At 60.8% G+C, this 18,717-nt stretch carries 21 protein-coding genes; 15 read left to right on the top strand and 6 right to left on the bottom strand.

Annotation, left to right across the window (positions count from 1 at the left end; genetic code table 11):
* The first annotated feature begins 18 nt into the window (after window positions 1-18).
* Entirely contained in the window at window positions 19-846 is an 828-nt protein-coding gene (locus ACYVDM_RS01950) for a peptidoglycan DD-metalloendopeptidase family protein (protein ID WP_415793332.1), read from the top strand.
* Between the two features lie 59 nt (window positions 847-905).
* Here ACYVDM_RS01950 and infA read toward each other — a convergent pair whose 3' ends face one another.
* Together infA and ACYVDM_RS01940 are read right to left on the bottom strand one after the other, a co-directional pair.
* On the bottom strand, window positions 906-1,172 hold the full coding sequence (infA, locus tag ACYVDM_RS01945; protein ID WP_415793298.1) for a translation initiation factor IF-1: 267 nt from the start codon (window positions 1,170-1,172) through the stop codon (window positions 906-908).
* A 378-nt stretch (window positions 1,173-1,550) separates the two neighbouring features.
* Window positions 1,551-1,964, bottom strand: a complete 414-nt coding sequence (locus tag ACYVDM_RS01940; protein ID WP_415793299.1) for a GFA family protein — start codon at window positions 1,962-1,964, stop codon at window positions 1,551-1,553.
* 191 nt (window positions 1,965-2,155) lie between these two features.
* On the opposite strand from ACYVDM_RS01940, the gene phnC reads away from it, so the two are divergent.
* The 3 genes from phnC to phnE all read left to right on the top strand — a co-directional run bounded on the left by phnC (window position 2,156) and on the right by phnE (window position 4,998).
* The gene (gene phnC / locus ACYVDM_RS01935) at window positions 2,156-3,001 is read left to right on the top strand and encodes a phosphonate ABC transporter ATP-binding protein (RefSeq protein ID WP_415793300.1); all 846 of its coding nucleotides are present in this window, start codon (window positions 2,156-2,158) and stop codon (window positions 2,999-3,001) included.
* A gap of 34 nt (window positions 3,002-3,035) precedes the next feature.
* On the top strand, window positions 3,036-4,019 hold the full coding sequence (gene phnD / locus ACYVDM_RS01930) for a phosphonate ABC transporter substrate-binding protein (protein ID WP_415793301.1): 984 nt from the start codon (window positions 3,036-3,038) through the stop codon (window positions 4,017-4,019).
* A 223-nt stretch (window positions 4,020-4,242) separates the two neighbouring features.
* Window positions 4,243-4,998, top strand: coding sequence for a phosphonate ABC transporter, permease protein PhnE (gene phnE / locus ACYVDM_RS01925; RefSeq protein ID WP_415793333.1), 756 nt, complete (start codon window positions 4,243-4,245; stop codon window positions 4,996-4,998).
* An 80-nt stretch (window positions 4,999-5,078) separates the two neighbouring features.
* Here the strand turns inward: phnE and phnN are convergent, their stop codons facing one another.
* The 4 genes from phnN to phnF all read right to left on the bottom strand — a co-directional run bounded on the left by phnN (window position 5,079) and on the right by phnF (window position 8,517).
* Entirely contained in the window at window positions 5,079-5,660 is a 582-nt protein-coding gene (gene phnN / locus ACYVDM_RS01920; protein ID WP_415793334.1) for a phosphonate metabolism protein/1,5-bisphosphokinase (PRPP-forming) PhnN, read from the bottom strand.
* Between the two features lie 86 nt (window positions 5,661-5,746).
* Window positions 5,747-6,478, bottom strand: coding sequence for a DUF1045 domain-containing protein (locus ACYVDM_RS01915; protein ID WP_415793302.1), 732 nt, complete (start codon window positions 6,476-6,478; stop codon window positions 5,747-5,749).
* 14 nt (window positions 6,479-6,492) lie between these two features.
* Window positions 6,493-7,701 (bottom strand): alpha-D-ribose 1-methylphosphonate 5-triphosphate diphosphatase, encoded by a 1,209-nt coding sequence (locus tag ACYVDM_RS01910; RefSeq protein WP_415793303.1) that lies wholly within the window; start codon window positions 7,699-7,701, stop codon window positions 6,493-6,495.
* Window positions 7,702-7,791: 90 nt separating this feature from the next.
* Complete coding sequence (phnF, locus tag ACYVDM_RS01905) at window positions 7,792-8,517, bottom strand: phosphonate metabolism transcriptional regulator PhnF (RefSeq protein ID WP_415793304.1); 726 nt, start codon at window positions 8,515-8,517, stop codon at window positions 7,792-7,794.
* 214 nt (window positions 8,518-8,731) lie between these two features.
* Here phnF and phnG point away from each other — a divergent pair, with 214 nt between their 5' ends.
* The 11 genes from phnG to ACYVDM_RS01850 all read left to right on the top strand — a co-directional run bounded on the left by phnG (window position 8,732) and on the right by ACYVDM_RS01850 (window position 18,685).
* Window positions 8,732-9,217 (top strand): phosphonate C-P lyase system protein PhnG, encoded by a 486-nt coding sequence (gene phnG, locus ACYVDM_RS01900; RefSeq protein WP_415793305.1) that lies wholly within the window; start codon window positions 8,732-8,734, stop codon window positions 9,215-9,217.
* A 1-nt stretch (window position 9,218) separates the two neighbouring features.
* On the top strand, window positions 9,219-9,839 hold the full coding sequence (gene phnH, locus ACYVDM_RS01895; protein ID WP_415793306.1) for a phosphonate C-P lyase system protein PhnH: 621 nt from the start codon (window positions 9,219-9,221) through the stop codon (window positions 9,837-9,839).
* Between the two features lies 1 nt (window position 9,840).
* The gene (locus ACYVDM_RS01890; RefSeq protein WP_415793307.1) at window positions 9,841-11,058 is read left to right on the top strand and encodes a carbon-phosphorus lyase complex subunit; all 1,218 of its coding nucleotides are present in this window, start codon (window positions 9,841-9,843) and stop codon (window positions 11,056-11,058) included.
* Entirely contained in the window at window positions 11,055-11,957 is a 903-nt protein-coding gene (locus ACYVDM_RS01885; RefSeq protein ID WP_415793308.1) for an alpha-D-ribose 1-methylphosphonate 5-phosphate C-P-lyase PhnJ, read from the top strand. The genes ACYVDM_RS01890 and ACYVDM_RS01885 overlap by 4 nt, the downstream gene beginning before the upstream one ends.
* Window positions 11,954-12,730 carry a phosphonate C-P lyase system protein PhnK gene (gene phnK / locus ACYVDM_RS01880; protein ID WP_415793309.1) on the top strand — a complete coding sequence of 259 codons (777 nt, stop codon included), beginning with the start codon at window positions 11,954-11,956 and terminating at the stop codon, window positions 12,728-12,730. Before ACYVDM_RS01885 ends, phnK begins: the two co-directional genes overlap by 4 nt.
* A gap of 54 nt (window positions 12,731-12,784) precedes the next feature.
* Window positions 12,785-13,504, top strand: coding sequence for a phosphonate C-P lyase system protein PhnL (gene phnL, locus ACYVDM_RS01875; protein WP_415793335.1), 720 nt, complete (start codon window positions 12,785-12,787; stop codon window positions 13,502-13,504).
* 2 nt (window positions 13,505-13,506) lie between these two features.
* The gene (locus tag ACYVDM_RS01870) at window positions 13,507-14,691 is read left to right on the top strand and encodes an alpha-D-ribose 1-methylphosphonate 5-triphosphate diphosphatase (RefSeq protein WP_415793310.1); all 1,185 of its coding nucleotides are present in this window, start codon (window positions 13,507-13,509) and stop codon (window positions 14,689-14,691) included.
* A 206-nt stretch (window positions 14,692-14,897) separates the two neighbouring features.
* Window positions 14,898-15,962: a class II fructose-bisphosphate aldolase gene (gene fba, locus ACYVDM_RS01865; RefSeq protein ID WP_415793311.1), complete on the top strand. Its 1,065-nt coding sequence runs from the start codon at window positions 14,898-14,900 to the stop codon at window positions 15,960-15,962.
* 87 nt (window positions 15,963-16,049) lie between these two features.
* Entirely contained in the window at window positions 16,050-16,931 is an 882-nt protein-coding gene (locus ACYVDM_RS01860; protein WP_415793312.1) for a phosphoribosylaminoimidazolesuccinocarboxamide synthase, read from the top strand.
* 1 nt (window position 16,932) lies between these two features.
* Window positions 16,933-17,457 carry a 5-(carboxyamino)imidazole ribonucleotide mutase gene (gene purE / locus ACYVDM_RS01855; RefSeq protein WP_415793313.1) on the top strand — a complete coding sequence of 175 codons (525 nt, stop codon included), beginning with the start codon at window positions 16,933-16,935 and terminating at the stop codon, window positions 17,455-17,457.
* Between the two features lie 37 nt (window positions 17,458-17,494).
* Window positions 17,495-18,685, top strand: a complete 1,191-nt coding sequence (locus tag ACYVDM_RS01850) for a 5-(carboxyamino)imidazole ribonucleotide synthase (RefSeq protein ID WP_415793314.1) — start codon at window positions 17,495-17,497, stop codon at window positions 18,683-18,685.
* Window positions 18,686-18,717 lie beyond the last annotated feature (32 nt).

Genomic DNA, 18,717 nt, shown 5'->3' with positions numbered 1-18,717 from the left:
CAGCGGCTGGCGCGCCTGATGGGCCACGTGATGTTATGGGCAGCGGTTTGCGGTGCTACGGTGGCGCAGGCCCAGGGTTATATCAGCCGCACGCTTGATCACCCGGTACCGGGCGGCGTGGCGGTGGTGCCGCTAGGGGTGGCCGAGCAGGCCCCGCAAGCCCGCTTTAATGGCCACCGCGTCATGGTCATTCGCGATAGTGATCAGCAGTGGATCGCAGTGGTGGGGATCCCGCTGAGCACTAAGCCTGGTCGCCAGGCGTTGCAGGTACAGGGCGGAGAGACCGCCGGATTCGACGTTGGTACTAAAGAGTACAAGGCGCAGCATATCAAGCTGAAAAACAAGCGCCAGGTCTCTCCCAATCCCGATGACCTCAAGCGCATCGAGCGCGAGCTTGACGAACAAATTGCGGCGTATCGTACCTACCGAGCAGGCATTACACCCAGCAATGTGATGCTGGATCGCCCGGTAAATGGGCGCTTGTCCAGCCCCTTTGGCTTACGGCGTTTTTTCAATGGCGAGGAGCGCAATCCGCACTCTGGCCTGGATTTTGCCGTGCCCGCGGGCACGCCTATCAAAGCGCCAGCCGCCGGGCGCGTCGTTCTGGTAGGCAATTATTTTTTTAATGGCAACACCGTGTTCGTCGACCATGGGCAGGGCTTTATCAGCATGTTCTGCCACTTGTCGGCGATCGATGTGAAAGTAGGCGACGATGTTGAGCGTGGCGCAGTCGTCGGCAAAGTGGGCTCGACGGGTCGTGCGACCGGGCCGCACCTGCATTGGAACGTCAGCTTGAACGATGCGCGGGTAGACCCCGCGATTTTCATCGGGACAGCGACGCGCTGAGTCGTGCCAGGGCCGGGCGCTAAAGCGCCTGCGGGCCCGCGCTCAGCAGCACTGCGGCTTTAGCGGTGATTGCGGTACGGGGGGCGCGGCGTGCTCGGGGCGCGCTCGTCTTTGTGACGGAAATTGATGCGACCCTTGGTCAGGTCGTAGGGGGACATTTCCAGCGTGACACGATCACCCGCCAGAATGCGGATGCGGTGTTTGCGGATGCGGCCGGACGCGTAGGCGCCGACTTCGATGCCGTTGTCCAGGGTGACACGATAGCGGCTGTCAGGCAGCACTTCGTCCACAATGCCGTCGAGTTCGATCAGTTCTTCTTTCGCCATATATTGACTCTCCTTGGTCGATGCGCGCGCGCCGGTTTTTGTGGCTTACGCTCCGCCCGAAGGCGGTAAACGCGGGAGCCCAAGCGGGCTTGGGCCGCGGTGGAACATAAACACATGTTCCGGCAGGTTTGGGTACGAACCGGGCTCCCTGGTAGGGGCCGGGGCGGGTACTCACGCCACAGGGGCGAAATGCGCGCAAGGCGCGGCTTGGTCGCGATGTCGCACAACGTGCGCGGCACCGGAAGAAGCAGAAATAGTGTGTGCTGTACTTATAGTGCCATGCCTTGCACGGAGTTTATGCACAGAACAACGAAACATCATACCCCGATCCTGTTTATTTGAACAGGGTTTTCCCTTATTTGTTGTATTTATTGGACTTTAAAGCCCTGTGCCGACCGGACCTGCCTCGGGATACTGCGGTAAATCGTCCGTAATGTCGTACCAGGAGGCCTTGCTGGCCACATGAACGTGGCTTTCGGCCTTGATGCCCGGATCGTCGTCCAGCGCCCCCAATGGCAGGCCATAAATGTCAGGTATTTGGTCAAAACGTGACAGCAGAGGGGTGCCGCAAGCGCCACAAAAACCCCGGTAGCTGCCCGGTGACGAGCTGTACCAAGTGACGTCGTTTTCCCCGCGTGTCCAGGTGAAGTCTTTGGCTTGGACCGTGGCCCGGGTACGGAACGCCGCACCGTGCGCTTTGCGGCACATGAGGCAGTGGCAATGGACGGCCTGAGTGAGCGGCCCGGAGATTTCGTAGGCCACGCGACTACACAAGCAAGAACCTTTGAGCATGGTGCGCCCTAGCATTAGATGACAGCTCAAATATATACCGGGGCGCCGAGAGCGTCTCGCCGCAATATGACTATTTCATTGCAAGACGTCTTCCCCGACCGATTTCTTGATGTGACCTGACGTTTTCCAGTCATCACGCTGTCACTGCCGCTGCACAAAATGCCGGCATTGGTTCGATAAAGGGATTCGATATGAACGATGCGATTGAAGTTCGCGGCCTGAGCAAATCCTTCCGCGACGGCATCAAGGCCCTGGACAATGTCAGTTTGACGGTTGCCCCCGGTGAAATGGTGGCCTTGTTAGGCGCATCCGGGTCAGGCAAGTCGACGTTGCTGCGTCATCTGGCGGGCTTCGTGGCGGCTGATCGCGGTGACAGCTCGGTCATGGTCAATGGCCGTGAGGTACAGCGTAATGGCCGTATCAATGCGCAGGTGCGCAGTGTGCGCGCCGGTATTGGTTTTGTTTTTCAGCAATTTAATTTGGTGGGACGTTTGCCAGTGGTCACCAATGTATTGACCGGGATGTTGCCACGTGTGCCCTTGTGGCGCAGCCTGTTGCGCTATTTTCGCCAGGATGAAGTGCAAGTCGGGCTGGATGCTTTAGCCCAAGTTGGTATAGACGACTATGCCTTTCAGCGTGCCTCGACCCTGTCGGGCGGGCAGCAGCAGCGTGCGGCCATTGCTCGCACGCTTGTGCAAAACGCCGGCGTGATTTTGGCCGACGAGCCGATTGCCTCGTTGGACCCCGAGTCGTCGCGTCGGGTGATGGATACATTGGCGCAGATCAACCGCAGCCGGAAAGTGACCGTGCTGGTGTCGTTGCATCAGGTCGATGTGGCGCTGCGATATTGCGCGCGCGTGGTGGCGCTGCGTCAAGGCGCCGTGGTCTACGACGGCCCGTCTGCCGCCCTGACGGATGGCATGTTGCACAAGTTGTACGGCGCCGATGTCGCCGAATTGCTTCCCCAGGCAGGTGAGCCAGTCGTTGAGCTCCCCCCCACTTTGATTGAACCACGGCCGTTGGCCGCCGCAGCCTGAGCAGTACCCCCATTTCCTCACGGAGTTTTCACGCATGTTACGCAGAACTTTTCTTGCCTTGGCCGCGGTTGCCGCGATGTCGTCCGCTGCTTCGGCGCAGGACGCCAAGCCATTGAACATCGGTTTTATTTCTACCGAGTCTTCCACCAATTTGAAGGAGGCCTGGCAGCCCCTGATCGATGACCTGAGCAAGGAGTTGGGCGTACCCGTCAAGCCGTTCTTCGCGTCGGACTACGCGGGCATTATCGAAGGGATGCGCTTTGACAAAGTGCAGTTGGGCTGGTTCGGTAACAAATCGGCCATGGAAGCCGTCGATCGCGCGAAGGGCGAGGTTTTTGCCTCGGTCATCGACAAGGACGGCAATCCGGGCTACTGGTCCATCCTGCTGGTCAACAAAGACAGCAAGTTGCAGACGCTGGAAGATGTGCTGAAAAACGGCAAGGAACTGAGCTACGGCGCGGGTGACCCCAACTCGACCTCGGGCACCTTGGTGCCGGGTTATTTCCTGTGGGGCGCCAAGGGCATCCAACCCAAGACGTTCTTCAAGTCGGTGCGTGCCGCCAATCACGAAGCCAACCTGCTGTCGGTTATCAACAAGCAGGTGGATGTGGCGATCAACAACACCGAAATGTTGGCGCGTTACGAGCGCAACACCGGCAAGGACGCGACGGAGTCCGTGCGTATTCTGTGGAAGTCGCCGCTGATCCCCGCCGATCCTATGGTGATGCGCAGTGATTTGCCGGCCGAGACCAAAAAACGCATTAAAGAATTTTTTGTGAACTACGGCACGGGTCCGGATGCCGAGCGTCAGCTGAAAGTGCTGGCCAAGCTGACTTACAAAGGCTTTCGCGATTCGTCCAATGCCCAGTTGATTCCGATTCGTCAGATGGCGCTGGCCAAGGACAAGCTCAGCGTCGAGCGTGATACGACCCTGAGCGAAGCCGATAAAAAGGCCAAGCTGGCCGAAATGGATCGCCAACTGGCTGAGCTGGACAAGCTGGCGGCCAAGTCGGAATAACCATTTGACGTGCGTCGGCTTGTGTTCGCGAGAAGCCGGTGCATGGCGCTACAGCGTAGGTGCGCTGTAGCGCCTTAGTGCTGCAGTGGTGCTGTAGTGGTGTTAAGCGGCTGTGTAGCGCCGCGGTTATTTTTGTCTTTTGCATGCTTTCCATGCACGGATTTTTTCACCGGACTCTTCGTTTATGAGCGCTGTTTTTTCCCCCGCCCGGCACCCTGTCGGGATGCGGTCCTCTTTGCCCCGGCTGATGATGTGGGCGGTGTTGTTGGCGCTGTTGATGCTGTCATGGCGCGGCGCAGACATGCGTCCGATGGATTTGGTGACTCAATCCGGCAATATGCTGACGTACGCGGCGGACTTTTTCCCGCCGAATTTCCGCGATTGGCGTATGTACCTGAGCGAGATGCTGATCACGGTACAGATTGCGCTGTGGGGCACTTTTCTGGCCATCGTGGTTGCGGTGCCCCTGGGCTTGCTGTGTTCGGCCAACATTGTTCCGGCCTGGGTGTATCAGCCGGTACGCCGCTTGATGGATGCCTGCCGCGCGATTAACGAAATGGTGTTCGCCATGTTGTTCATCGTTGCCGTGGGGCTGGGACCTTTCGCGGGTGTGTTGGCGTTGTGGGTGCATACGACCGGCGTCTTGGCCAAGCTGTTTTCCGAGGCGGTCGAGGCGATTGATCCCCGTCCTGTCGAAGGGGTAAGGGCCACTGGCGCGAATGCGGTCGAGGAAATTGTCTATGGCGTGATACCGCAAGTGTTGCCGCTGTGGACGTCGTTTGCGCTGTATCGCTTTGAGTCGAATGTCCGTTCCGCGTCGGTCGTGGGGATTGTCGGCGCGGGGGGGATCGGCACGGTGCTGTGGGAAATCATCCGCAGTTTTCAGTATGCCGAGACGTGTGCGGTGATGATCATCATCGTGATTTTCGTGGTGGTGATCGACCTGTTTTCCGCGCAGATTCGCAAGACACTGATCTAACGTGAGGCGGGCGCGCCGATCACGGCGAGCCATCAGAAATCCCGTTTGCCTGTGTAAACAGTAAACGGGATTTTTTGCTTTCAGGCAGACAAGCGATGGCGCGCCATGGCGAGCAACCGGTGGGCGGCATCTTCGGGCGCGGTGTTGTTGGGTAGTGACTGGATCACGCAGTCAGTGGGTACAGGGTAGCGTTGCACGGCCTGTTGCAGGCGGGCGCGGATCTGTTCGGCGGTTTCGCGGCCGCGCTGGGCAAGCCGTGCGGCCAGGACGTTCGGGTCGGCCGTGACCTCGATGGCCATCAGGTCAGGGTAGCGCGCATGGGCGCGGGCCAGGTGGGCGCGAGAGCCGTTGATGATGACGACGGCATTGCCCGCCAGCCAGGCATCGATTTCGACCCCGATGCCGTAATGCAAGCCGTGACTGTGCCAGTGCAGCGCAAAACACCCGAGATCGATGCGGCGTTGAAACTCCGCGTCAGTGAGGCATATCGACGCTTCGTCCGCGCCGCTGGGACGAGTGATGTAGCGATGGGCAATCAGCACGGGTTCGTCGGATTGCAACATCGCACGGAGGTGGCGCAGCAAGGTGTCTTTGCCGCTGCCGGACGGGCCCATCAAGTAAAGCAGGCGGCGTCCGGTATTTGTTGCACGCGTGACTGGCATTGCGGGCGTCGCCGACAGTGTCTGCGTCGCCGCGATGTTCGGGATGGATGGCGGTGTTTGATCGCAATGGGTGGCGTGAGGGCTATTCACGTGTGACTCTGCAGAAAGCGTGCACCCGCGCCATCGCGCGTGGTGCCATCGAATCCATAATGGCGGGCCACGACGAAATTGGCGCCGGGCTCGGGTTCGACATAAAGACTGATTGCGTTCACCGGCATCGATGCGGGCGGCAGACAGGCGTTGAGCGCATCAAGCCGGCTTTGTGCCGCACAGAGCTCCAGCGGATCTAGTTGTCCCGTCAACGTGATGTGAAACGTGAAGGTGTCAAACACGTACGGATACCCCCAGCGGTCGAGCATCTGGCGCTGGGCGGGACTGAGGCGTTCCGGTTGGCGGCGTGCCAACTCGGCCGGATCGGGTGGTGCGCGAAACGCGTCCAGATCGCTGACGGCGACCCCAGCCAGCCTGTTCATCTGAGACAGAGCGTCGGGATCTGTGATGCACCAAGCCAGAAATCCGCGCAGCGACTGGCACTGGAGCGGCACGGCAAACGGCTGCTGCTGCGTGGCCAGGGCACGCATGGCGTGATCCAGGGCGTCGGCGGTGGTGTCGTCGCGCAACCGAAAAGGGGGCTTCAGGGTGGCATGCAGACCATAGCGGCGAGGGGCCTGTGTCCAGGCGCGCTGACGGGGATCGACGTCGGTCGATGGGGGCATTGGGGCGCCGGTGTCTGCGCAGCGTCCCAACCACTGACTCCCGAGATCACGCCAGGGACCGACTGGCGCCAGATAGACGGCATAACGATGCGCTTGCGGCATAGTGGCCTCCGTCCTCAGGCGGCCAGGCTCTGGGCTTGATGCGTGTCGAAGTTGCGGGTGGCATAGCGCAGCACGCCACCCACAATCGCGGCGCAGACGCGTGGCAGGCCTGGCACGCTGTCATCGACGATGATGGCATCGGCAGCCTGTCCCGCCGCCAAACTGCCTCGGTCGCTCAGGCCGGCGGCGCGAGCAGGGTTGGCCGACACCAGGCGCCAGGCTTGTTCCAGCGGCAGAATGCCTTGTTCGGCCAAGCGCAGGGCGGCCGCCAACGGGGCGGGGTAATAGTAGTCAGAGGTCAGAATGTCGCACAGGCGCGAGCGGACCATGTCGGTCGCATTGGGGGCGTTAGTGTGGCTGCCGCCACGCACGACGTTGGGCGCGCCGAATACCGTGACATCGCCCAGATCATGCGCGAGGCGCGCCACGTCGGACGTCAACGGAAATTCGGCGATACGGCAACCCAGTTGGTGATAGTACCGGCGGGTCGCCGCGTCGGGGTCATCATGCGATGCGACACTCAGACCCGCTGCGCGGGCGCAGAGCGTGAGCTCTCGCATCGCGTCGGCGACATCGTCCGCGGATGACAGCGCCAGGCGAATACGGGCCTGAAAGGTATCCAGATCGCATTCGGCGCGATCAGCATATTGCAATAGCTTTCGGTCATCGCCCAAGCGGCGGGCCATGCTGGGCAGGTGATCGTTGAGCGCTAAAAACTGCACACGGCCGGCGCGTATCCATTGCTGCGCAATTTCGACACCGTTAATGTGATGCGTCTCAAAACGCAGATGCACGTGGTGGCGTGCGCCGAGCGCTTCGCGTGCTTGCATGCGCTCCAGCGACTCGAACATGCGTTCGGCATAAGGCTCGCCGCGCAGGCCACCTTCCCACGACACCGTGACGCCGTGAAACTCGGTCGTGATGCCATTGGCCAGTAATTGCCGGTCTACATCATGGAGCGCCGCGTCGTAGGGAAAGGTCACTCCCGGGCGCGGCATGATGGCGCGCTCGAAGGCATCGCCATGCAAATCGATAATGCCAGGCAGCACGAGCAGATGATCGGCGTTCAACCAGGTCGCGCCCGCTGTGGGCGACGGGGCGTCCACCTCTGCGACACGTCCGTCATGAAAGGTCAGTTGGCCGCTGGTCAGCCCAGTGGGGGTCAGAAGACGCTGTCCGGAAATACCTGCCAGCGTGGCGCAAGAGGGGGGTTGGGAGTTCATGCACGCTACCTTATCGGCGTTCTATTACAACCGGATGTCTAGATGAATTATTGGTGAATACTCATCCGATACAGAGTGGGTCAGTCATGCTCAGGGAGTGTCGCTCGCGACCACCAGCTGTACCAGGTCACCGCCGAAGCGAGTCAGGCTGTACTGCAGGGGAGTGCCATTTCCATCCACATTGAGTGACTCTACTTGCAGGATGGGGCGGGTTTTCGGTTGTCCGAGCAGGCGGGCGACCTCAGGGGTCGGCAATGCCGCGGTAATGCGCGACCATTGGCGTGTGTAGTCCGTCACCCCATAGTGGGCGAACGCGCGCGAGATCGAGCGCCGTTCGCGGACCTGCTCGGCAAAGTCGGGAAAACGTGCTTCGTCGAAATAGTGCTCAGAGACGTCAATGCAGCGGTCCTCTGCTTTGCCCTGTGCCTGTACGCGCAACAGTGACGCCGTCCGCGCGAGCCCCAGATGGGCGGCGATGTCGCCGGCGCGCAGACTCTGGCAGGCAACGACCTCGATATAGCCGAGCACGCCCTGATTAAGCAAGTTTTCGGAAAAGCGGGTGCGCCGGCCGATGGCGTAGTCGATCGCATGCTCTTGGACGAACGTGCCGCGGCCTTGTTCGATACGGACCAGGCCGAGTTGCTCCAACTCGCTCATGGCGCGCCGAATGGTGTGGCGATTGACGGTGAACTTGGCCGCCAGTTCAGGCTCGGTCGGCAGGCGCTCGCCGGGCGCATAGAGTTTGTTGCGGATGTCTTCCGCCAGTTGTTCGCCGATTTGTCGCCATACCGCGACACCTGAGCCTCGTTCAACCATGGTGATAATCCGTTTTCGGTAATAACAGCTTCATTTGGGACGGCCATGATTGTGCATCAGTTACGCCCGGATGCAATGACGGCGTGGCGATGGCGTGTCATGAAAAGTTCACGCGTTGAGTATTGTATTGGCGTCTGTTTGGCATCATACTTCATACGGTCGTCTAGACGTATAGATAAAATTCAACTCTTACTCGATTTGGCATCCCACTCCTATGTCCCCTTTGAGCAGACCGTCCACAACTTCTCCTCCCGCTGACACGGGGGCCCGTCGCGCGGCGTGGATGCGCGTGTTGGCACTGGCCGAGCCCGCGGCGCTAGAACAGGCCGTCAAGGCGTTGGGTCCTTTGCCGGCCCATCACCCGTTACGTGCACCAGAAAGTGGCATGGCCATGGTGCGCGCGCGCAGTGGCGGCACCGGTGCGCAATTCAACCTGGGTGAAATGAGCGTGACGCGCTGCGCGGTCACGCTCGATGGCGGCGCCATGGGCGTGGCGTATGTCCAGGGACGCGGACGCCGCCATGCCGAGCAGGCCGCGGTGCTGGATGCGCTGTTGCAGCAGGATGATTGGCACGATCGCATTCAGGCGACGGTAATCACGCCGTTGGCGCAAGCGCATAGCGAGCGTGCGCGGCGTCAGGCGCACGTCGCCGCGCAGACGCAGGTGGAATTTTTCACGATGGTGCGAGGAGAGGACTGAGATGACGGCAGCAACGATTTCTGCGTTCAGCGCGCCACCGGCCGCGGGGTTTGGCGATGCGGTGATGCAATCACAGCAGACCTTCCGCCGTGCGTTAGAGGCCTTGGCCCATCCCGGCAGTATTTACGAGCTTGACGTGGCATGCGGCGTACCGCCAGGTCTGTCCGTGGGGATGACCGCGATCCTGCTGGCGCTGGCCGACGTGGACGCGCCGGTATGGTTGCCGGCCGACGTCGATGAGCGTGTGCATCATTACCTGCGATTTCATTGCGGGTGTCCGTTGGTGAGTGAGCCGGCGCAGGCGCGCTTTGCGGTCGTGCCTGCAGGGTATGCCGCGCCCGATCTGACGCAATGCCATCCCGGTGATCCCGCGTATCCCGATACGTCGACGACCTTATTGCTGGAGGTTGAGTCTCTGGATAACGCGGACGGCGGGGCGTCGGTGGTGTTGTCTGGGCCCGGTATCGCCAGTCAGCGCGTGCTCTCCGTGAGCGGGTTGCGGACGGATTTCTGGACGCAGTGGCGTGCCAACCAGCAGCTTTTCCCGTTGGGTGTCGATGTGTTTTTGATTCAAGGTAACCGCGTGTGCGGGCTGCCTCGTACCGTGATGGTGGAGGGTTGATATGTATGTAGCGGTCAAAGGGGGCGAACGCGCCATCCTGAATTCCTATCGCATGCTTGATGCCTATCGGCGTGGCGATACGAGCGTGCCCGAGTTGAGCCTGGCGCAGATTCGCGAGCAGATGCCGTTGGCCGTCTCGCGCGTCATGGCCGAGGGGGCACTTTATGATCCGCACTTGGCGGCATTGGCGATGAAACAGGCCGCGGGCGATGTCCTCGAAGCGGTGTTTTTGCTGCGGGCCTATCGCACGACCTTGCCGCGTTTTGGTTATACGCAGCCGGCCGACACGGCCAAGATGCGCTTGTCGCGCCGCATTTCCTCGACGTTCAAAGACGTGCCGGGTGGACAGATCCTGGGGCCGACGTATGACTATACCCAGCGCCTGCTGGACTTTACGCTTGAGGCTGACGGTGACGATGCACGCGCCGAGCCGTTGGCGCCAGCCGCACAGCCGGTGGCGGCCTCCATGCCGCGGGTGACCGATCTGCTTCAGCATGACGATCTGATCGATCAAGAGCCGATTCCCCCGGGCGATCCGGCGCCGTTTGATTTGACGCGCCAGCCCTTGGGTTTTCCCGCCGGGCGCGATGCGCGTTTGCAGAATCTGGCCCGCGCGGACGAAGGGTTCCTGCTGTCGATGGGGTATTCCACGCAACGCGGCTATGGCAATACGCACCCGTTTGCGGCCGAGATTCGCTATGGATCGCTGGAAGTGGAAATGTTCCTCGAAGAGCTGGGCTTTGCAGTCACGGTGGGCGAGATTGAGCTGACGGAGTGCCAAATGGTCAGCCAGTTCAGTGGTAATGCCAAGGAGGCTCCCAAGTTCACGCGAGGCTATGGATTGGTATTTGGCTACGGCGAACGCAAGGCCATGTCGATGGCATTGGTGGATCGCGCGCTCAAGGCCGAAGAGTTGGGCGAGGCGGCGACGGCACCCGCGAACGATCATGAGTTTGTGCTGTATCACAGCGATAACGTCGAAGCATCGGGCTTTGTCCAGCACTTGAAGTTGCCGCATTACGTCGATTTCCAGGCCAATCTGGAACTGTTGCGTCATATGCGCCAGGATCGGACCGCATGGCGAGAGGCTGCGGTCTCGGCACAGGCTGAACACGCGCAAGCGTCGTCTGCGCAGGGGTCGGCGCCTGCCACGACTCCCACACCTGCTGCACCCGCTGGGGCATCTCCTGTTTTCGCTGATGAGGCACTGTCCACATGAATGCTGTGAATACGACGGTCGAGCGCGATGACCATTACAACTTCGCGTACCTGGACGAATCTACCAAGCGCATGCTGCGTCGTGCGTTGTTAAAGGCGGTGGCGATTCCGGGATATCAGGTGCCGTTCGGCAGTCGCGAGATGCCGTTGCCGTATGGCTGGGGCACGGGTGGCATTCAGGTGACGGCAGCCATTATCGGCACCGAGGACGTGTTGAAAGTGATCGATCAGGGTTCTGACGATACGACCAATGCAATCAATATCCGCCGCTTTTTTGGCCGCGTGACGGGTGTGCAGACGACTGAGTCCACGCGTGAGGCGACGATTGTGCAGACGCGTCACCGTATCCCGGAAACGCCGCTGCGCGAAGGCCAGATCATGGTGTATCAGGTGCCGATCCCCGAGCCGCTGCGCTGGCTCGAGCCCAGTGAAACCGAGACACGCACGATGCATGCCCTGGCCGAATATGGCGGCATGCACGTCAAGCTGTACGAAGATATTGCACAGCATGGTCATATTGCGACGACCTACGATTATCCCGTGATCGTGAATGGCCGCTACATGATGCGTCCTTCGCCTATTCCCAAATTTGATAATCCGAAACTCGATGCCAGCCCGGCCCTGATGCTGTTTGGCGCGGGTCGAGAAAAGCGCGTGTATGCGGTCCCGCCCTATACGCGTGTCAAGAGCCTGGATTTCAAGGATCATCCGTTCCGCGTCGAGCAATGGGATCAGTGTTGCGATCTGTGCGGTTCGACGCACAGTTATCTCGATGAAATCATTCTGGATGATCAAGGCACGCGCCGCTTTGTGTGCTCGGATACCGAATATTGTTCAGAGCGCCAGGCCAATGGCCATACCAGTGCGGCGGCGACGACGGATGCGGAGGCTTCGGCATGAATAACCAGGCTCTGCTTTCCGTGCGTGATATGACCTGCACTTGGGATGGTGTGCACGGCTGCCGCGATATTAATTTTGATTTGCATCCCGGCGAGGTGCTGTGCGTCGTGGGTGAGTCGGGCTCAGGCAAGAGCACGTTGCTGCAGGCGGTATCGTGGCAGATGCAACCCGATTCGGGGAGTGTCTGTTACGACACGCGTGATCGCGGTTTCGTGGATCTGGCCGCGCTGTCGGCGGCACAGTTGCGCTTGCTGGCGCGCACTGACTGGGGCTTTGTGCGTCAGAACACACGTGATGGCTTGCGTATGCAGGTCAGCGCAGGCGCCAATATTGCCGAACGCCTGATGGCTGTGGGCCAGCGTCACTATGGTGATCTGCGCAGCACGGCGAGTTCCTGGCTGGAAAAAATGGAAATCGATGCGAGCCGGCTGGATGACACACCGTCGGCGTTTTCGGGCGGTATGCAGCAGCGCTTGCAGATTGCCCGCAACTTGGTGACGTATCCGCGCATGGTGTTCATGGACGAACCTACGGCGTCGCTGGACGTATCGGTGCAGGCGCGCTTGCTGGATCTGTTGCGTCAACTGGTGGCGGACCTGAGGCTGGCGGCCATTGTGGTGACCCACGATCTGGCAGTGGCCCGATTGCTCGCGCATCGCACCTTGGTCATGCGTGGCGGTCGCGTGGTCGAAAGTGGTCTTACCGACCAGATCCTGGACGATCCTCAGCATCCGTACACGCAGTTGCTGGTGTCTTCTATTTTGCAGAGCTGACCCATGAACGCATCACACTCTTTAGTTTCGACAGCGGCGGCGACGTTATCCGCCATGGATAGCCGGGCCCAGACGTTGGTTCAGGTCAGCGGTCTAGGCAAGATGTTTACCTTGCATAACCAGGGCGGCATTCGCTTGCCTGTGCTGCAAGATGTGACGTTCGAGGCCGGCCGTGGTGATTGCCTAGTCCTCTCGGGCCCGTCGGGAACAGGAAAAAGTACCTTGCTGCGTTGTCTCTATGGCAATTACCTGGCGACCGAAGGCAGTATTCGCATACGGGACACGCAGGGCTGGGTGGAGTTGACTGGTGCCTCTGAGCAGACGATTCTGCGACTGCGCCGGAATGTTATTGGGTATGTCAGTCAGTTTTTGCGTGTCATTCCCCGCGTCAGCACACTCGATGTGGTCGCAGAACCCTTGCGCGCGGGTGGCATGGAGGCCGAGGCGGCGCGTGAGCGGGCGGCCGGATTATTGCATCGTCTGAATGTGCCACAACGTTTGTGGGGCCTGCCGCCCGCCACGTTTTCCGGTGGGGAACAGCAGCGCGTCAATATCGCGCGCGGATTCATTGGCGGCCACCCTGTGCTGTTACTGGATGAACCCACGGCCTCGCTGGACGCGGACAACCGCGCGGTCGTGATCGCGTTGATCCGCGAAGCGGTCGCAGAAGGACGTTGCCTGATTGGTATTTTTCACGATGAAGCCGTACGCGACGAAGTCGCGACGCGCATTCTGCCTATTGAACCGGCCGTCACGGCCGGTGCACTGGAGTAGCCATGTCTGCCTTGTATCTGACACATGCCAATATCGTGTTGCCGGACACGGTATTAACCGATAGCGCGATTTTGATTGAAGACGATCTCATCGCGGCCATCGAACCCGAAGGCATACCCGATGCCGAGATCATCGATCTGCAAGGCCAAACCTTGCTGCCCGGTTTGATCGACGTGCATTGCGATGCGATTGAGAAAGAGGCAGAGCCGCGCTCGCGCGTGCTGTTTCCGTTGGACTTTGCGGTGGCCCAGGTGGATCGACGCAATGCCGCCGCGGGGATCACGACACCGTTTCATGCGCTGTCGTTTGCGAACAATGAGTGGGGCGTGCGTAATAACGAGACCGCGGCGCAGATTGCGCGTGCCTTGCATGCCTTTCGTGAACATAGTCTGGTGGACAACCGGGTGCACTGCCGCTACGAGGTAACTGACGCCGCGGCGATGCCGGTGTTGCAGGCGCTGATGGCCGAGGGCGTCGTGGACCTCCTTTCTGTCATGGACCATTCGCCCGGACAGGGGCAGTTCAAGACACTGGAGGCCTATCTGCAGTACATGATGGGCAACCACGCCATGAGCCGCGACGAGGCCGAGCTGGCCGCGAGCGCCAAACTGCGGGCCCGGGATGGCGCTGTGCAGCGCGTGGAAGCCTTGCTGGCCGACGCTCACCGTCTGGGCGTGCCGACGGCTAGCCATGATGACGACTCGGTGCAGCGTATTGCCACCATGCGGAATCTGGGGGTGTCGATGAGCGAGTTTCCCATCAATCTGGATACGGCCACGGCAGCGGTCTCGTGCGGCCTGCCTACCATCCTGGGAGCGCCCAACATCCTGCGCGGCCAAAGCCAAAGTGGATCCATGCGTGCGATCGATGCGGTGCGCGCGGGCGTGGCGGGGTGCCTGTGTTCGGATTATCAACCGTCTACGCTGATTGCCGCCGCGTTTGTCGTCGCGGCACATACCGATTTGACCTTGTCCCAGGCAGTGGCGCTGGTGACGGCCAACCCGGCCGATGCGTGCAAACTGAATGATCGCGGCCGCTTGAAGAAGGGGTTGCGCGCGGATCTGGTGGCAGTGACGCTGCTGGGCGAGTTGCCATTGGTCAGTCATGCCTGGTCAGCAGGGCGGCTCGTGTTTTCGTCGCATTACCGTACCGCGGCCAAGCGTGTGCCGGAGGCCGTGGCAGCCTGAGTCCTGGGGAAGGGGGAGGGCAATATCGGCAACAAATTGCAAAATTTGTGGGGAATATGGGGTCATCAGAGCCGGTAATAACGACAATTTCAAGGCTCTGACACCTCCCGTGACACGCTTGGCGCGGCGATTGCCTTAATCCCAGCTAAAATCCCCCTATTCAGCAAGGCTCCACCCTATCATTCATCACTCAGGAGGACCATCCCATGGCCCTAGTCTCCATGCGCCAGTTGCTTGATCATGCTGCTGAGCACGGTTACGGCATTCCCGCGTTCAACGTTAACAACCTGGAACAAGTCCAGGCCATCATGGAAGCCGCTGCCGAAACCGACAGCCCGGTGATCATGCAGGCTTCGGCCGGGGCGCGTAAGTACGCAGGCGAAGGCTTCCTGAAATACCTGATTCAGGCTGCCGTCGAGTCCTACCCCCATATTCCCGTGGTGATGCACCAGGATCACGGTCAATCGCCCAAGATTTGCCAGGGCGCGATCGATCTCGGCTTCTCCAGTGTCATGATGGACGGATCTCTGAAAGAAGACGGCAAGTCCATTGCTGACTACGACTACAACGTCGACGTTACCAAGACCGTCGTGGATACCGCGCACAAGCTGGGCGTCACCGTCGAAGGCGAGCTGGGCTGCCTGGGTTCGCTCGAAACCATGATGGGCGACAAGGAAGACGGTCACGGCGCCGAGGGCACGATGACGCGCGAGCAATTGCTCACCGACCCTGAGCAAGCCGCCGACTTTGTGCGCAAGACCCAACTGGATGCCCTGGCCATCGCCATCGGCACCAGCCACGGCGCTTACAAGTTCAGCCGCAAGCCCACGGGCGACATTCTGTCGATCTCGCGTATCAAGGAAATCCACGCTCGCCTGCCGAACACCCACTTGGTGATGCACGGTAGCTCCAGCGTGCCCCAAGAACTGCTGGCCGAGATCCGCGAATTCGGCGGCGACATGAAAGAAACCTACGGCGTGCCTGTCGAAGAAATCCAGGAAGCCATCAAGTACGGCGTACGCAAGATCAACATCGATACCGACATCCGCCTGGCGATGACCGGTGCGATCCGCCGTTTCTTTGCTGAAAACCCCGGCAAATTCGATCCGCGCGAATACTTGAAGCCGGCCCGCGCCGCCGCCAAGGGAATTTGTGTCCAGCGCTATACCGAGTTCGGCACCGCCGGTAACGCCAGCAAGATCAAGGCGATTCCCTTGACCGAAATGGCACAGCGGTACGCGACGGGCAAGCTCACGCAAGTCGTGCAATAAGCCTGCCGTTGTTCGTTTCAGGCGCCGCCCACAGGGGCGGCGTCTGCTTTTGCAGTAATCTATGCTTCTTTCGCCATAGGTCGATCCGTGACTTCCGCTCTGCACCAATCCACCATCAAATCCTTGCCGCTTTTGGGTCGCGGCAAAGTACGCGACATGTACGCCGTGGGCGACGACAAGCTCTTGATCGTTGCGTCGGATCGTATTTCCGCTTTTGACGTTATTCTCGATGATCCCATCCCCGGCAAAGGCCAGGTGTTGACCGAGTTGACCGATTTTTGGCTGGGCAAGCTCGCACACATCCTGCCGAACCACTCGACCGGCGTAAAGCCGGAAGACGTCGTGGCGTCTGACGAGCTGGATCAGGTGAGGGGCCGTGCGGTGGTGGTCAAGCGTCTGAAGCCCATTCTGGTCGAGGCTGTGGCGCGCGGCTATCTGATTGGATCGGGCTGGAAAGACTACCAGGCGACCGGCTCGCTGTGCGGCATTGCGTTGCCGGCCGGCCTGCAGCAGGCCAGCAAGTTGCCCGAACCCATTTTTACGCCCGCGGCCAAGGCCGAGTTCGGCATGCATGATGAAAACGTCGACTTTGCTCACGTGGTCAACGAAGTCGGTCAGGACATGGCCGAGCGCATTCGCGACGTGACCCTGCGGTTGTATGCCGAGGCGGCCCAGTTCGCGGCTACCAAGGGCATCATCATTGCCGATACCAAGTTCGAATTTGGCCTGGATGACGATGGCACCCTGTACCTGATGGATGAAGTCCTGACGCCCGATTCCTCGCGTTTCTGGCCCGCTGATGGCTATCGCGAAGGCATCAGCCCGCCGTCGTTCGACAAGCAATTCGTGCGCGACTGGCTCGAAACCCAGACCTGGGACAAGACCCCGCCGGCTCCCCGCCTGCCACAAGAGGTCCTGGAAAAAACTGCAGCCAAGTACCGCGAGGCGCTGGACCGTTTGGTGGCGTGAGATGACGACGACGACTTCTTCCGCCGCGACGCCGGCCACCCCCGTGGTGGGCATCATCATGGGTTCTTCCAGCGACTGGGATGTCATGAAAAACGCCGTAGACATGCTGGAAGCATTCGGCGTGCCCTACGAGGCCCGTGTCATCTCCGCCCATCGCATGCCGCAAGACATGGCAGACTATGGCGCCGCGGCGCGCTCGCGTGGCTTGCGTGGCATTATCGCCGGAGCCGGGGGCGCCGCGCATTTACCCGGCATGATGGCCGCGCTGACCGAGGTCCCCGTGTTCGGCGTACCCGTCCCCTCGCGCTATCTGCGTGGCGAGGACTCTCTGTTGTCTATTGTGCAAATGCCCAAGGGGGTGCCGGTCGCCACCTTTGCCATTGGCGAGGCGGGCGCCGCGAATGCGGCGTTGCATGTTATTGCCACTCTGGCCACGACCGACGACGATTTACACCGCCAATTGTTGGCATTCCGTGCCCGTCAGACCGACGCGGCACGCAACATGATCGTTCCCCCGCAGCCCTGACTTTGCGACGTGCCCGCGTGCCGGGTGCGCTATGTGTATGACTTCCTCGACTGACTCTTTCACAATTGCGCCGGGCGACTGGCTCGGAATGCTGGGCGGTGGCCAACTGGGCCGCATGTTCTGCCACGCTGCGCAGAGCCTGGGCTATCGCGTCGCGGTACTGGATCCGGACGCTGATGGGCCTGCGGCGGTGGTGGCGGATCACCATATCCAGGCGGCGTATGACGATGCGGCAGGGTTGGCCGAGCTCGCCCGGACCTGCCGAGCCGTGACCACCGAGTTCGAAAACGTTCCGGCCGATAGCCTGCGTGCGTTGGCCGCGCAATGCCGCGTCAGCCCTGCTGGCGATGCCGTTGCGATCGTGCAGGATCGCATTGCCGAAAAGATGTTCATCGCTTCGCAAGGCATCTCCGTGGCGCCGTACGTCGCGATCCGAACGCCGCAAGATCTGCTCGACGCTCCCGACACGCTGTTTCCCGGTATTCTGAAGGTGGCCCGATTGGGCTACGACGGTAAAGGCCAGGCGCGAGTCACCACGCGCGAGGCCGCACAAGCCGCCTTCGCCGAGTTTGACGGTGTGCCTTGCGTACTCGAAGCCCTCATGCCGTTGGATTATGAGATTTCGGTGGTATTGGCGCGGGGTTTCGATGGCAGTGATGTTGTGTTCCCTGTGGCGCGTAATTTGCACCTCGACGGGATTCTGGCCGTGTCGACGGTCGCCGCGGTCGATAGCGACCCTGGACATGTACAGCGGCAGAACCAGGCGACCGAGGCCGCGCGCGCCATTGCCCGGGGGTTGGACTACCACGGTGTGCTGTGCGTCGAGTTCTTTGTGTTGACCGACGGCAGTCTGGTTGTCAACGAGATCGCCCCGCGTCCGCACAACAGCGGCCACTACACGATCGACGCCTGCGTCAGCAGCCAGTTTGAACAGCAAGCGCGTGTCATGGCCGGCTTGCCACTGGGCAGCACCGCCTTGCTCGCGCCGGCCATTATGTTGAATATCCTGGGTGATATTTGGTTCGAGCCCGGCGCGAGCGCGCCACGCGAACCGGACTGGTCGACCGCGCTGGCGGTGCCCTCTGCCAAACTGCATTTGTATGCCAAGCACGAGGCACGCCGTGGCCGCAAGATGGGCCATGTGACGATCGTCGCCGCGACCCTGGATCAGGCACGCATGGACGCTGCCCAGGTGGCCGCGGCCCTGGGCATGGCCGCACCCGACTAAGCATCATGCCATCTTCACCTGTGGTCCCGCCT

It is taken from the genome of Bordetella tumulicola (assembly GCF_054779135.1).
The sequence above is the reverse complement of the archived record's forward strand: the minus strand, read 5'-3'. Positions and strand labels throughout refer to the sequence as shown.